Raw genomic sequence first — 14,801 nt, 5'->3', positions numbered from 1 at the left:
GCTAGTACAACTAATTCCTAGTTTTAGGTTTTGGCCTTTTCCCAGCCTGAACCTTTAGTTCCAATTCTTTATCTTTGCGTAAAATTTTGAGCGTAGCTTCATTGCCTGGGCCGATTTGCGCTATTTGATTCAATAGCTGTCTGACATCTTTGGTGCTATTGCCATTGACTGCAATAAGGACGTCTCCAGGTTTTACTCCGCCTCTTGCTGCAGGACCACCTTCCAGTACTCCCGAAATTAGAATGCCAGTAGTAGCTGGGGGCAAACTAAGTGACTCTGAAAGTTCTTTAGAGAGGTTTTAAGGCTCAACTCCAATCCAGCTTCGTGATATACCCCGCCATTACTGATAATGGCCTCCATGACTTGTTTGGCTAAGTTCACCGGTATCGCAAATTCAATACCCACGAGCCCCCTTCTATTATTCGAATAAATTGCAGTATTGATGCCTATGAGATTGCCGCGTGTATCAATCAGGGCGCCGCCAGAATTTCCGGGATTAATTGCAGCATCAGTTTGAATAAAATTTTCAAAAGTATTGATCCAAACATGATCGCGACCCATAGCCGAAACAATTCCTGAGGTGATTGTTTGTCCAATACCAAATGGATTGCCAATTGCTAAAACCACGTCACCAACTTTTACGGATTCAATTTTTCCAAAAGTGATAGGAGTTAGAAGTTGCTTAGGATCTATCTTCAGTACTGTAATATCAGTTTCCGGGTCGCTACCAATAATTTTTGCTTTTAGTTTTCGACCATCCGTAAGTGCAACATCAATATCGTCAGCATCGCTAATAACATGATGATTAGTTAAGATGATTCCTTCTGGGCTCACCAGAACACCTGAGCCAAGACTCGAACTGGGTTCTTCATTGGGCGGCTGTTCGCCAAAAAAGAATTTAAAAAAAGATCTGCTGAATCGGTACCTTTTCTAGTTTTAGGTTTTGAAGCGACTTTACTGGTGAAGATGTTGACTATTGCTGGCATCGATTTTTTTACAGCTTCGTGATAAGAGCCGGGGTTTATTGATGAACTATCGTAGTCACCCTCTTTGATGGTGATGTTGTCCACCAGCGAATGCATGGGCGCATCGGATAGCCATGTTGGTTTGAGTGTGGCCACAATGAACCAAGCTGCTAAAAGAATGGTTACCGCTTGTGTAAATAGCAACCAAAGCCGATTCAACATATTGGTTATTTAATCTCGAGCGACATTATTTTTTTAGACTGTCCCGTATTTCCCGAAGCAAGACGATGTCTTCTGGCGTGGGGGGCGGTGGCGCATCCATTGCCCGCACCTTATTAACAACCTTGACCATTTGAAAAATAACAAAGGCTAGAAGGATAAAGTTAATAGAAATGATAATGAAATTGCCGTAAGCAAAAATTGGAACACCAGCCTTCTTTAGGGCATCAAATGTTCTTGGAATCCCCTCTGGAATACTTCCTAACACTATGAAAAGATTGGTGAAATCGATATGACCCCCAAAGAGAGGAAATAACCGGCATAAACGATGTCATTTACTAGGGAATCGACGGTTTTCCCCAAAGGCCCCGCCAATAATGACGCCGACTACTAAATCGATCACATTGCCCTTTACGGCAAAGTCGCGAAACTCCTTTAAAATGCTCATAAATGCCTTTCTTTCAATTTAGATACAGATTAACCCGAAATTAACCCCATAACTTTCTTGCTTACCCCACTTTTTACTTTAAAATCCTACCTTTAAGCAATTTCCACCCATAAATACCCTTTCTAGGAATTTTGTAAATGAGTGACAAGCTCTGTATGGACAAGGATCGCCGTAATTGGCTGATAGCCACTTCGGCGGTTGGTGGCGTAGGTGCAGCCGCAGCCCTTTACCCTTTTGTGGACAGCTTCGAGCCTTCTGAGCGCGCGAAAGCAGCCGGAGCAGCCGTTGAAATCGATATTGCTGGTATGCAGCCAGACGAGATGAGAATGGTTGAATGGCGCGGTAAGCCGGTATGGGTGGTGCGTCGCACCCCTGAGCAAGTGGCCGAGCTATCCAAGATTGATGGCGAATTAGCTGACCCAGATTCCTTGCATGATCCAGCGCAATTTACGCCTCCTTATGCCCAGAATCAGTGGCGCTCTATTAAGCCTGAGTACTTGGTAGTTGTTGGTATTTGCACCCATTTGGGCTGCTCTCCAACCCCTAAATTTGAAGCCGGTGCTCAGCCATCCTTGCCAAATACTTGGCCAGGTGGCTTCCTTTGCCCATGTCATGGTTCTACATTCGATATGGCAGGCCGTGTATTTAAGAACAAACCAGCCCCAGATAACCTTGAAGTACCGCCACATATATATTTGAGCGATACCAAGATTCTGATCGGCGACGATAAGAAGGCCTAAGGAGAGATAAATGGCATTCCACGAAAAAGAAGTCCCAGCAGACGCTCCAGTTGCACAGAAGGTCCTAGCTTGGGTTGATTCACGTTTCCCGCTCACATCCTCGATTAAAGCCCATTTAACCGAGTATTGTGCTCCTAAAAACCTCAATTTTTGGTACTTTTTTGGTTCCTTGGCGATTGTTGTGTTGGCATTGCAAATTATTACCGGTATTTTCTTGGTAATGAACTACAAGCCTGATGCTGCAAAGGCTTTTGAGTCAGTTGAGTACATCATGCGTGAAGTTCCTTGGGGATGGATGATTCGTTATCTGCATTCCACTGGCGCCTCCATGTTCTTCGTGGTGGTCTATATGCATATGTTCCGTGGTTTGATCTATGGTTCTTATCGCAAGCCACGTGAACTAATTTGGATCTTCGGTTGCGCAATTTTCTTGTGCCTGATGGGCGAAGCATTCTTCGGTTACTTGCTCCCATGGGGTCAAATGTCCTACTGGGGTGCTCAAGTGATCGTGAACTTGTTCTCCGCAATTCCATTTATTGGTCCAGACCTGTCTTTATGGTTGCGTGGTGACTATGTAGTTGGTGATGCAACCCTCAACCGCTTCTTTGCTTTCCATGTGATTGCAATTCCATTGGTGTTGATTGGTTTGGTTGCCGCTCACATCATCGCCTTGCATAAAGTTGGATCAAATAATCCTGATGGCGTTGAAATTAAGGAAAACTTGGACGCGAATGGTCATCCAGTAGATGGCATACCTTTCCATCCTTATTACACCGTTCATGACGTCTTTGGTCTCGGTGTTTTCTTAATGATTTTTGCTTGTATCGTGTTTTTTGCTCCAGAGATGGGCGGTTACTTCCTTGAAGCGAATAACTTCATTCCTGCAAATCCATTGCAAACACCTCCGCACATTGCTCCAGTTTGGTACTTCACGCCGTTCTATTCAATGTTGCGTGCAACCACTACCATCTTCCTATTGCCTTTGTGGATCTTCTTGGCAGTCATCTTGGGAATGTTCGCGAAAAGCACCCAAGACATTAAGGTTAAGGGTGTGTGCGCAGCAATCGCTGTGGTGCTGGCTGGTGGTTTCTATTTGTTTGATGCTAAGTTTTGGGGTGTTGTGATCATGGGTGGTTCAGTTGTGATTATGTTCTTCTTGCCATGGCTTGACAAATCACCTGTGAAATCGATTCGTTATCGCCCACAGTTCCATAAGTATATTTATGGTGTGTTTGTGGTGAGCTTTGTGATTTTGGGTTACTTGGGTATTCAGCCACCATCACCAGTGTTTGAAAAGATTTCTCAGGTATGCACTATTTATTATCTGGGCTTCTTCTTGGCAATGCCGTTTTGGAGCACGCTTGGCACATTCAAGCCTGTTCCAGCACGCGTTACTTTTAAGTCCCATTAATTCAGACACCAAAGAGAAACTAGGAACTAGTATGAAACGAATTCTGCAAACTTTGATGGGCGTCTGCCAAACTGCTGTTTTGGTTGCTGCCCTTGGCTTTGGTGTTGCAGCCAATGCAAATGAGGGTGGCTTTCCTTTAGATAAAGCGCCTGACCGTGTAAGTAGCAATGCTTCATTGCAAAACGGTGCCAAGATATTTGTGAACTATTGCTTAAACTGCCACGCAGCTTCAAGCATGCGTTACAACCGCTTGCGCGATATTGGTTTGACCGACCAACAAATTAAAGACAACCTGATTTTGAATGATGCTAAGGTTGGCGATTTGATGACCATCTCCATGACGCCAAAAGAAGGCAAGGCGTTCTTTGGTAAAAACCCACCAGATCTATCGGTTGAAGCACGTGCTCGAGGCACGGATTGGTTATATACCTACTTCCGTACTTTCTATAAAGACGACACTACTCAAACTGGCTGGAATAACTTGGTATACCCAAGAGTCGGCATGCCGCACGTTCTTTGGCAGCTTCAGGGTGAGCGAGCTGCAAAGTTTGAGGGGCATAAAGATCCTCATGATGAAAGCAGAATGGAAAAAGTTTTCGTTGGCTTTGAGCAGTTAACTCCAGGCACCATGAAGCCACAAGAGTACGACGACAATATCGCCGACTTAGTTGCTTTTATGTCATGGATGGCTGAGCCAGCGCAATTAGAGCGTAAGCGCCTAGGCGTAATCGTGCTCTTATTTTTGGCAATCTTTACCATTTTGGCGTGGCGTTTGAATAAGGCCTATTGGAAAGATATTCACTAATTGGATTTAATGGGCCCTAACGTTAGGGCCCATGTGTGAAAAGATTTAACGCTGTTGTGCGTTTGTTGTATTGAAGTAGAAATTTAAGGAAATAAATTTATGATGGTGTTGTACTCGGGTACTAATTGCCCATTCTCGCAACGCTGCCGTTTGGTGCTTTTTGAAAAAGGCATGGATTTTGAAATCCGTGATGTTGACTTATTTAATAAGCCTGAAGACATTTCAGTAATGAACCCATATGGGCAGGCGCCTATCTTGGTTGAGCGCGATTTAATATTGTATGAATCAAATATCATCAATGAGTACATTGATGAGCGTTTTCCTCATCCACAATTGATGCCGCCTGATCCAGTAGCCCGCGCACGTGCACGCCTCTTCCTTTTTAATTTCGAGAAAGAGTTGTTTGTGCATGTAGCTGCTTTGGAAAATGAAAAAGGCAAAGCCGCAGAAAAAGTTCATGAAAAAGCGCGTTTAGCAATTCGTGATCGCTTAACTCAGCTCGCGCCTATTTTCGTTAAAAATAAGTATATGTTGGGTGATGAGTTCTCCATGTTGGATGTTGCTATTGCGCCATTATTGTGGCGTCTGGAGCGCTATGGCATTGACCTCTCTCGTAATGCTGCGGCCCTCTTGAAATATGCTGAGCGTATTTTTAGTCGCCCTGCTTACATTGAGGCTTTAACTCCCTCTGAGAAGGTAATGCGCCGCTAAGCTTTACTAGCGGTTCTTTGCTCGTCGGCATGTTTGACGTTCCAAGTAACAAACCTTATCTAATCCGTGCTCTACATCAGTGGTGCACGGATTTTGGTTTTACGCCCTTCATAGCAGTTTTTGTGGATGCTAGGGTAGAGGTGCCGATGGAGTTTGTAAAGAACAATGAAATTGTTCTTAATCTATCCTTAGAAGCCTGCCATCAGTTGCAAATAGAGAATGACTGGATCAGCTTTCAAGCAAGATTTGGAGGGGTGCCCAGAAAGATAATGGTCCCCGTAACCCATGTTTTGGCCATTTATGCCAGAGAGAACGGGCAGGGCATGTCTTTCCCATTTGACCCTGCTCAGGCTCGTGATCTTCATGTTGCTGATTCAGATGATGTAGAGTCTGAAAAGCCAAAATCAGGAAGACCATCGTTGAAGATTGTGAAATAGGTTAAAATAAACCCCGTTGCCCCTTTAGCTCATCTGGTAGAGCAACTGATTTGTAATCAGTAGGTGGTCTGTTCGAGTCGGACAAGGGGCACCACCCATCTCTTTGCAGACCTTTGAGGCGCGTTCGTTTTATCCTCCCCCTTTAATAATTTGGTTATAGTAGGTTTGAATTGATGAATCTAGATGCCCAAATATTATTTAAAAATGCATTAGATTGCATCAGTCAAAGCAATTTAGAGGCTGCAGAAGCGCTGCTTAATAAAGCCTTGCTTGCTAACCCTAATAATGACGAAATTTTAAGATTACTGTCAGTGGTTGCGGCTCTTCGATTGGATCATTCCAAGGCCATTGAGTTAATTGACCAAGCTATTCTTGTCGCGCCGGATAATGGAATCGCCCATAGCAATAGGGGAAATGTTCTGCAAGCGCTTGGTCGTTATGAAGATGCAATTTCTAGTTTTGATCAGGCGATTAGTTTGCTTCCCGATTACGCGGAGGCTTATAACAACAAGGGAAATGCCTTGCAAGATCTTAAGCGTTTTGACGAGGCATTAGCTTGGTATGACAAGGCAATTGCTATAGAGCCCAACTATGTTGAAGCTTATTGTAACAAGGGAAACGCTTTGGAGTGGCTTCGCCGCCATAATGAGGCCATGGAAAACTTTGATAAGGCCACATCAATCAATCCTCAGTATACTGACGCCTATTGGCAAAAAGCCATGAATCAATTAGCAGGCGGTAATTTTGAATTGGGGTGGCGAAACTATGAGGCGCGCTGGGTCAAATCAAACCCCGTCATATTTCAATATTCAGATATTGCAAGACTAGAAAACACTGAAAATCTTAACGGGAAGAAAGTATTGGTGTGGGCTGAGCAAGGGCTTGGGGATACGCTTCAATTTTGTAGGTATGTGAAACTCTTATGGGTCAAAGGCGCGCAAGTAACATTGATAGTCCCTCAGGCTCTCATTAGAGTTCTCGATTCTTTACAAGAATTTTGCAGAGTAATTCCAATGGGACAAAACCTTGATGAGAGATTTGAGTTCCAAACACCACTAATGTCTCTCCCCTTGTTATTTAGTACAAATATAGATTCTATTCCGGCAGAGGTCCCTTATCTATTTCCCCCCAGGGTAATTAGTAAATCTATTCAAGACTTAGTTAAGCCATCATCCAACTTAAAAGTTGGCATTGTTTGGAGTGGTGGTTTTAGGGCTATTCATTCTGATGGGCATGCAGACTTTCATCGTCGTAATGTAGAGCTAGAGCAAATTGCGGATTTAAAAGAAATTCAAGGAATTGATTTTTATAGTTTGCAAAAAGGCGATCCGGCTGAATCTGAATTAATCGCAAAGAAGAACGAATTGTGGCCTAGTTTAATTAATTGTGCCCATCTCATACATGATTTTTCTGATACTGCCGCTTTAATTGAGTCTATGGATCTTATTATTTCTGTTGATACATCAACAGCCCATCTTGCGGGTGCGCTCGGTAAGTCCGTTTGGATTTTGAATCGTTATGATTCTTGCTGGCGTTGGTTGCTCGGTCAGGAGCAAAGCCCTTGGTATCCTACGGCCAAAATCTACCAGCAAAAGAATATAGCGAATTGGGCTGAAGTTATAGAGCGCGTTAAAGCTGACTTGTCTGATTTGGCTCAAAAATATTCCAAGACTAGGTAAATTAATTTATTGGAATCAAGAAATACATATTTGATTGTCTTTATCGGATTCTAAGGAGGGGGCTAACCCCTTTAGCTGGTCAACAAGGTATCTCTCGTTTCCGGTAAATATTTAATAGCAATTAGGGCGCTAGTGGCTAAAAAGAGAGTTGGATACCATAGTCCAGCAATGGTGTTGCCCCGGCATTGATTCACCCAAGTAACTATAAAGGGTAGAAGACCGCCAATCCAACCAGCTGCTAAGTTATGCGGGAGTGTTGCAGCACTGTTTCTGGATTTTGCTGGAAAGAACTCTGCTAGAAGTGCAGTTTGTGGCCCAACTACTAACGCTAATATTCCTGATAACCAGACGAGTGTGATGGCAATGATGATTAAAGATGTCCAGTTGCCCGACTTAGCAGCTATTCCTTGCGTTTCCATGAAATAAAATGCAGGCAAAATTGTTATTGCTCCCAATATCAAGCCGCTCAGTACTATTGGTTTTCTGCCAAATTTATCTGATAACCACCCAGCAAAAACAGTTAATGGTAGTAATGCAACAGTAGAAAAGATGCTCAATTGATCAACTAGTGTTGCTGATATTTGCACTGTAGTTTTTAAAAAGATAGATGTATAGACTTGCACGCAAAAAAATAGAACTGCACCACTTGAGGAGACGCAAAGAAAAAGTAAAAACATTCTTTTTCGAATCTCTGGATTTTTAAAGTTGTTCAGCAATTGTGATTCTGTTTGCTGATTATTTTTAATTAACTCTAAAAATACAGGCGTTTCTTCTAATGCCATACGAGCTTTAAAAGCAATCAATAGCAGCACAATAGAAATCCAAAAAGGTACACGCCATCCCCAGGACAAGAATTCTTCCGGCGATAGCGTGCTTCTCAGTAAAGCAATTTGCAGTGTGGAGAAAAGAATGCCAAGTGGACCCATAAGTTGTAGGAAACTAGTTTTAAATCCCCTATGTTCATTTCCGGCATGTTCCGTAAGGTAGACAGCGCTTCCACCGATTTCTCCACCAGCAGAAAGTCCTTGTAGTAGTCGTAGGCATACCAGTAGTGCTGGCGCCCAAATTCCAGCTTGGGCATAGGTGGGCAGAAAGCCAACGCTCACGGTTGCTATGCCCATTAGTGCGATGGTGATCATAAATACGGGCTTTCTGCCAATGCGATCACCCAGGGCTCCAAAAATGGCTGCTCCAAGAGGCCTTACAACCATCCCGACGCCAAAAGTCGCTAAGCTGGCTAAAAGGGCGGTATTTGGGTCGCTTGCATGAAAAAAGAGAGGGGCAAAAACTACGGCCAAGGTAGCAAATGTCAAGAAGTCATACCACTCTAAAAAGGTGCCAAAACAAGCCGCGATAGCGACTTTTCGATAAGAGTGGGTGCTTGAATAATTCATTAAGTTATTGATTATATTGAATTTAATTATTATTTAGGATTAAATTTGTTGCATAGCAACAAATAGTTCTTGATTTGTCATTTTCAATCAGTTATAGTTTCATGGTGCAGTGCAATATTTAAGGTATTTGAAGTTTCTGTTTCTTGAATCGCGCACTTAATTTACTAGTTGTACCACTTAAATTCTGGAGAAATACATGAACCAAGATCAAATCACCGCTAAATTGTCCCAAATTAACAGTAAAGGCCTTGAGGCTACATTTTCATTAAGCGAAGCTGCTTTAGAAAATGCTCAAAAATTGGCTGAGTTGAACTATGCGGCTTCCAAAGATGTTTTAGTAAATACTCAAGATAGCATTCAACAAGTGTTGACAGCTAAGGATCCAAAGCAAGTTACTAAATTGTTTAATGCCGAGACATTGCAATCTGCTGGCAACCAAGCTGTTGCCTACCAAAAGAAAGTAAGCAAAGTATTGCGTGATAGCAATAAAGAATTTGTAAACGTTGTTGATGCAAGTATTGACCAATTGCAAGATGGTTTCCAGGATTGGATTAATACTGTAGCCGCAAATGCTCCTGCAGGTTCTGATGCTTTCTTGTCTTCATTCAAGACTGTATACGGTAGTGCATTGCAAGGCTTTGAGCAATTCCACGCTGTTAGCAGAAGCTTTTGCAACAGCAGAAAAAATTGCTGATCAAGCAATCGAAACTGTTCAAGGTCAAATTGCTCAAGTGAAAAAAGCCGCTACTCCTGCATCACGTAGCCGTAAGTCTGCTTAATTAGAGACTTAACTTAAGTATTACGTTTTAAAAATCCCGCCTGGTGTAAACTGGGCGGGATTTTTATTTATCAAAATTTAGACGAAAGTTACTGAGTTTCTGCTAACTTATTCAAAGTCTGAAGACGATTCTAATAAGGGTGCGGCTATATTTTTATTGGGTTTCACGCCTAGCTCGCGAACCTTCTCAGCAGAACGTATAAGATTCCCTTTGCCTGTTTTTAGCTTGTTAAATGCATCGTGATAGCTAGTTTGTGCTTGATCTAGGCGTTGACCTAATTTTTCCAAGTCATCAACAAATCCTACAAACTTATCGTAGAGGTTGCCACATTGTTTAGCAATTTCTAAAGCATTACGATTTTGATGATCTTGCCGCCACAAGTGGGCAACAGTTCGCAAGGTCGCCATTAACGTACTAGGACAGACCAAAACAATATTTTTTGCCAAAGCTTCTTGATATAGATTCGGAGCGGTTTTCAATGCAAGTAAAAATGCTGGTTCTATCGGAACAAACATTAAGACAAAATCTACTGAGTTGGCGCCATAAAGAGAGCTGTAATTCTTTCCTGAGAGTCCCTGAATATGTTGGCGCAGCGAATGAATATGTGCAGCAAGTTCTTGCTCGGCAATAGCGGGGTCGGTAGTCTCAGCATGACGAGCGTAAGCAGTAATGGACACTTTGCTGTCAACCACTAGACTCTTGCCCTCAGGTAGCTTGATTACTACGTCTGGTTGGAGACGAGAGCCATCGGTTTGAGTATGACTATCTTGAACGACATATTCTTCGCCTTTACGCAAACCAGAAGATTCAAGGATTGATTCCAGTACTAGCTCGCCCCAATTACCTCGTACTTTAGAGTCACCCTTTAATGCTTGCGTTAGTGAACGCGTTTCATCAGACATGCGCAGATTCAGGTTGGCTAATCGCTCAATTTCGCTTTTGAGGGCGTGACGTTCGCGGGCTTCGTTGCCATAAGAGGTATTTACTTGCTCTTTAAATTCGGTGAGCTTGGTTTGCAATGGTTTGAGAAGGGCGTCTAGGTTGGCAGTATTTTGTTCCGTAAAGCGCTTGGATTTATCTTCCAAGATTTCATTAGCTAAATTTTTAAACTGATTCGTAAGTGCTTCTTTAGCTTCATTTAGAGATTCAATTCTTCCAAGCCCTTGTTTGCGTTCAGAGTCTAACTCTGATTCTAGTCTAATTGCATTTTGCAGTGCTTGATCGCGCTCTGTACGAAGACTTTGAGTGAGAGCGATTTCTGTCTGGACCTGCAGCTCTGCACGAGAAAGCGCGGATCGAAGATTTAGTGCGTAAACTAAAAGGCCTGCGCAAATTCCAACTGGCAGGCCAAACAGTAAAAGAGAGCTTAAATCAAAAGTCACAGAAAGCAGGTCAAGATTTATTAAGCTTTAACAAGCTTTTGGAGTTCACCTGACTGAAACATTTCAGTCATGATGTCCGAGCCACCGATAAATTCACCGTTGATATAGAGTTGCGGAATAGTAGGCCAATTGGCATATTCTTTGATACCTTGACGAATTTCAGCATCTTCTAAAACATTAACGGTATGCAGTTTTTCCACACTACTAGCACGCAAAATATTAATTGCGTTGCCTGAGAATCCACACTGTGGAAATTGTGCCGTTCCCTTCATAAACAACACAACAGGGTGGCTGGTAATAATTTCTTTAATTTGGGTTTGGGTATCCATAAATTTTTCCTAGTAAGGCGGTCTTTTTTCAAAGACAGCTGGCAAATTGGTATTGATTGATTTTAAGACTTAATGCGGAAAAAGGTTATTCCCGTCTATTTTTTTGCCAGAAGCTACACGGTAATGACCGGCAAAATCTTGATGGGTTTGGATATCGTGAAAGCCTGCCAGCTTCAAGAGGGTAACTACGGCATCGGACTGATCAAAGCCATGCTCAATGGCAATGAGACCGTTGGAATTGAGATGGCCTAAAGCCCCAGAAATAATGATTTCTATGCAAGACAGACCATTACCTTGGTCAGTAAGGGCTGAAAATGGTTCAAAACGGAGGTCGCCTTGACTTAGATGGGCATCCTGTGCCGCAATATAGGGCGGGTTACTGAGGATGATGTCAAAAGAGGCGTGAGCATCCAAGGGTTCGTACCAGCTCCCCTGAATGAACCGAACACGGGATACCATCTTTAATTGCTGAGCGTTTATTTTGGCAATGTCCAAAGCCTCGGGCGATTGATCGGTGGCAGTCACTATAGCCTGAGGTGCATCATGGGCAATAGCTAGAGCAATTGCACCTGAGCCCGTCCCCAAATCGAGAACAGTTGTTGAATTGCGAATGCGCTTAATTTCGCGTAAGCCGATTTCAACTAGCAACTCAGTTTCAGGACGCGGAATGAGAACGCCAGGGGCAACATAGAGCTCGATATTATGAAATCCTCGCTTGCCAACGAGATAGGCTATCGGCTCCCCAGCCAATCGTCTGGATTCAAGGTTTTGCCAATTCTCCATTGCTTCTGGATGCAATTGCATATTATCCCGCGATAATAGGGCAGAGCGGGGAAGTTGATAATGTTTCTCGAGAATGTAAGCCATGAGAATCTTTGCCTCAGAGGTAGCAAGCGCAGAATGATTTAATAAAGAGCGCAGGCTAAGATTTCCATTCATGGTTTAGTTATCGCCTAGTGCTGCAAGCAACTCCGCTTGATGTTCGGATGCGAGGGCGTTACATAAATCATCTATGTCGCCATCCATCATGGCATCAATCTTGTAGAGGGTCAGGTTGATGCGGTGATCAGTAATGCGTCCCTGTGGAAAGTTATAAGTACGGATGCGATCGCTGCGATCACCAGAGCCAATTAAAGATTTGCGATTCTGCGCTTCTAATTGATGCTTTTCGCGCTCACGGGCATCCATGATGCGAGAAACCAATACTTTCATCGCCTGTTCGCGGTTACGGTGCTGACTGCGATCATCTTGGCATTCAACAACTGTGCCAGTGGGTAAATGGGTGATGCGAACTGCAGAGTCAGTTTTATTAATATGCTGGCCACCAGCGCCAGATGCTCTGAAAGTATCAATACGCAGTTCTGCTGGATTGATTTTGACTGCTTCAAGTTCATCAGCCTCTGGCATCACAGCTACGGTGCAGGCGGAAGTATGAATGCGACCCTGAGTCTCCGTTTGCGGAACTCGTTGTACGCGATGGCCGCCTGATTCAAATTTAAGACGAGAGTAGACTGACTGACCAACAAGACGCAATACAACCTCTTTGTAACCGCCTAAATCAGATTCGGCGGCACTGACGACTTCCACCTTCCAGCCTTGACGTTCGGCGAAGCGGGTATACATTCGCAGGAGATCGCCGGCAAAAAGGGCGCTTTCATCGCCACCGGTCCCCGCACGAATTTCTAGGAAGACGTTTCGTTCATCGTTTTCATCTTTTGGAAGCAATAGCTTTTGTAATGTACCTTCAAGAGCCTCCATGGTGGCTAAAGCCTGTTTTTGCTCATCATCTGCAAAATCCTTCATTTCAGGATCTTTGCGCATTTCTTCTGCCGCTTGAGCATCTGCCTCAGCTTGCTTATACAAACTAAATTGCTCCACTACAGTTGCAATATCAGAATGTTCACGCGTGAGTTTCCGATAAGAATCCATATCTTTAGTGGCTTCTTCGGATGTTAAAAGGGAATTAAGTTCGGCTAAGCGTGTATCGAGGTGGTCTAGCTTAGCTCGCATGCTGGGCTTCATCTAATGGTCTTCTGGCTTTGGATGTGAGGCGAATAATTTAGGTAACAGCTTAATCAAGACGTCGCGCTCGGCACCATTAGAATGTTGCAAAGCATGGAGTGAGCCATGCAGAAATTTATTTGTTAGGCCTTGAGCCATGGCATTTAGTACCTCTTGGGGATCATCCCCACGCATCAGGCGCTTCATTGCACGTTCTAGTTCCAGTTGTCGTAGGCGCTCACCTTGTTGCTGAATATCTTGAATGAGTGGAACAGCATTGCGTGCTTGCATCCAATGCATGAAATTGCCGACGCGATCTTCGATGATGACCTCAGCTTGACTTACTGCTGTCTGACGCAAGTTGGCGCCAGTTTGAATCATGACTCCCAAGTCATCTACTGTGTAGAGATAAATATCATCCAGCCTAGAAATTTCAGGCTCGAAGTCTCTAGGTACTGCCAAATCAATCATCACCATCGGTTTGTGGCGGCGCTGTTTAAGTGCACTTTCTACCATGCCTAAGCCAATGATGGGTAATGATGATGCTGTACTAGAAACAATGATGTCGAATTCATGTAAGCGGCTCGGTAATTCAGAGAGCTTGAATGACTCAGCTTGCACGTCTTGTGCCGAAATAGAATCTGCAAGTTCTTGACCGCGTTCAATGGTGCGATTTGCGATAGCAACATTCTTCGGCTTACGTGCAACAAAATGAGTTGCACACAGGGTAATCATGTCGCCTGCACCAATGAATAAAATTCGCTGATCAGAAATTTTTTCAAAAATGCGTTCTGAGAGACGAACGGAAGCTGCTGCCATTGATATAGAGTGCGCACCAATTTCGGTAGAGCCACGGACCTCTTTAGCAACTGCAAAGGTTTTTTGGAAGAGCTGGTTCAGGTAGGTCCCTAAAACGCCAGCATCATTTGCAGTACGAACCGCATCTTTCATTTGCCCCAGAATTTGGGTTTCACCAATGACCATGGAATCTAATCCACACGCAACTCTAAATGCGTGGCGTACTGCATCAGATTGTGGCAAAGAGTAAATATGTGGCTCAAGGCTGCTTGGAGCTAATTGTTGTGTTTTAGCTAACCAATCAAAAGTAGCTTCATGGAGGAGTCCTGCGGCACTTTCATCATTGGCGGCGCAATAGAGTTCAGTTCGGTTGCAAGTCGATAAAATCGTAGCTTCTGGCAGCCCAGCGTGATTCGCGCCAACCAAATATTGGCGAAGATCGTGTAACGCTTCTTGAAGAAATTCAGGGTCAAAGGCGACTTTTTCCCGAATGGCTACCGGCGCTGTGTGATGATTGATGCCAAGGGTTAACAACTTCATAATGGCGATTATAGATTTGATGGCGGTATTAATGGGGGTATGAATGGGGTTTTTGGCTTTTCTAGTGACTGGGGGTATATCTGGGGTATCGGCTTGGATTTTTTACCCAGGATCATCCAAGGGGTCTAAGCTCGGAAAGGTTTTCATTGCCCTGCTGCTTGGG

Annotated in this window: 13 protein-coding genes, 1 tRNA gene and 2 pseudogenes; 8 read left to right on the top strand and 8 right to left on the bottom strand. The window is 43.7% G+C overall.

Annotation, left to right across the window (positions count from 1 at the left end):
- Positions 1–10: 10 nt before the first annotated feature.
- Together DXE37_RS10215 and mscL are read right to left on the bottom strand one after the other, a co-directional pair.
- Positions 11–1,187: pseudogene (locus tag DXE37_RS10215) on the bottom strand (trypsin-like peptidase domain-containing protein).
- 25 nt (positions 1,188–1,212) lie between these two features.
- Positions 1,213–1,632 (bottom strand): annotated as a pseudogene (mscL, locus tag DXE37_RS10210) (large conductance mechanosensitive channel protein MscL).
- 137 nt (positions 1,633–1,769) lie between these two features.
- Between mscL and petA the strand changes: the two are divergent.
- The 7 genes from petA (at position 1,770) to DXE37_RS10175 (ending at position 7,415) form a co-directional block, all read left to right on the top strand.
- Positions 1,770–2,372: a ubiquinol-cytochrome c reductase iron-sulfur subunit gene (petA, locus tag DXE37_RS10205; protein WP_114637422.1), complete on the top strand. Its 603-nt coding sequence runs from the start codon at positions 1,770–1,772 to the stop codon at positions 2,370–2,372.
- Positions 2,373–2,382: 10 nt separating this feature from the next.
- Positions 2,383–3,783 carry a cytochrome b gene (locus DXE37_RS10200; RefSeq protein WP_114637421.1) on the top strand — a complete coding sequence of 467 codons (1,401 nt, stop codon included), beginning with the start codon at positions 2,383–2,385 and terminating at the stop codon, positions 3,781–3,783.
- Between the two features lie 31 nt (positions 3,784–3,814).
- Positions 3,815–4,588 carry a cytochrome c1 gene (locus tag DXE37_RS10195; RefSeq protein WP_114637420.1) on the top strand — a complete coding sequence of 258 codons (774 nt, stop codon included), beginning with the start codon at positions 3,815–3,817 and terminating at the stop codon, positions 4,586–4,588.
- A 99-nt stretch (positions 4,589–4,687) separates the two neighbouring features.
- A complete protein-coding gene (locus tag DXE37_RS10190; RefSeq protein WP_114637419.1) occupies positions 4,688–5,299 on the top strand; it encodes a glutathione S-transferase N-terminal domain-containing protein in 612 nt (203 codons plus the stop codon).
- A gap of 29 nt (positions 5,300–5,328) precedes the next feature.
- The gene (locus DXE37_RS10185) at positions 5,329–5,736 is read left to right on the top strand and encodes a ClpXP protease specificity-enhancing factor (RefSeq protein ID WP_114637418.1); all 408 of its coding nucleotides are present in this window, start codon (positions 5,329–5,331) and stop codon (positions 5,734–5,736) included.
- 18 nt (positions 5,737–5,754) lie between these two features.
- Positions 5,755–5,830 (top strand) — tRNA-Thr (locus DXE37_RS10180).
- A gap of 79 nt (positions 5,831–5,909) precedes the next feature.
- Entirely contained in the window at positions 5,910–7,415 is a 1,506-nt protein-coding gene (locus tag DXE37_RS10175; protein WP_114637417.1) for a tetratricopeptide repeat protein, read from the top strand.
- 71 nt (positions 7,416–7,486) lie between these two features.
- Here the strand turns inward: DXE37_RS10175 and DXE37_RS10170 are convergent, their stop codons facing one another.
- Positions 7,487–8,809 carry an MFS transporter gene (locus DXE37_RS10170; RefSeq protein ID WP_114637416.1) on the bottom strand — a complete coding sequence of 441 codons (1,323 nt, stop codon included), beginning with the start codon at positions 8,807–8,809 and terminating at the stop codon, positions 7,487–7,489.
- A gap of 196 nt (positions 8,810–9,005) precedes the next feature.
- On the opposite strand from DXE37_RS10170, the gene DXE37_RS10165 reads away from it, so the two are divergent.
- Complete coding sequence (locus DXE37_RS10165; protein WP_114637415.1) at positions 9,006–9,503, top strand: phasin family protein; 498 nt, start codon at positions 9,006–9,008, stop codon at positions 9,501–9,503.
- 192 nt (positions 9,504–9,695) lie between these two features.
- On the opposite strand, the gene DXE37_RS10160 is transcribed toward DXE37_RS10165, so the two are convergent.
- The 5 genes from DXE37_RS10160 to hemA form a co-directional block, all read right to left on the bottom strand.
- Positions 9,696–10,970 (bottom strand): DNA recombination protein RmuC, encoded by a 1,275-nt coding sequence (locus DXE37_RS10160; RefSeq protein WP_114637414.1) that lies wholly within the window; start codon positions 10,968–10,970, stop codon positions 9,696–9,698.
- 20 nt (positions 10,971–10,990) lie between these two features.
- A complete protein-coding gene (gene grxD / locus DXE37_RS10155; protein WP_114637413.1) occupies positions 10,991–11,299 on the bottom strand; it encodes a Grx4 family monothiol glutaredoxin in 309 nt (102 codons plus the stop codon).
- A gap of 69 nt (positions 11,300–11,368) precedes the next feature.
- Positions 11,369–12,238 (bottom strand): peptide chain release factor N(5)-glutamine methyltransferase, encoded by an 870-nt coding sequence (prmC, locus tag DXE37_RS10150; protein WP_114637412.1) that lies wholly within the window; start codon positions 12,236–12,238, stop codon positions 11,369–11,371.
- 3 nt (positions 12,239–12,241) lie between these two features.
- A complete protein-coding gene (gene prfA, locus DXE37_RS10145; protein ID WP_114637411.1) occupies positions 12,242–13,321 on the bottom strand; it encodes a peptide chain release factor 1 in 1,080 nt (359 codons plus the stop codon).
- Positions 13,322–14,638 carry a glutamyl-tRNA reductase gene (gene hemA / locus DXE37_RS10140; RefSeq protein ID WP_114637410.1) on the bottom strand — a complete coding sequence of 439 codons (1,317 nt, stop codon included), beginning with the start codon at positions 14,636–14,638 and terminating at the stop codon, positions 13,322–13,324. It lies immediately after the preceding gene.
- Positions 14,639–14,801 lie beyond the last annotated feature (163 nt).

This window comes from Polynucleobacter necessarius (genome assembly GCF_900095205.1).
GTDB classification, from domain to species: domain Bacteria; phylum Pseudomonadota; class Gammaproteobacteria; order Burkholderiales; family Burkholderiaceae; genus Polynucleobacter; species Polynucleobacter necessarius_E.
Note: the sequence above shows the minus strand (reverse complement) of the source record. Positions and strands in the feature narration are given on the sequence as shown.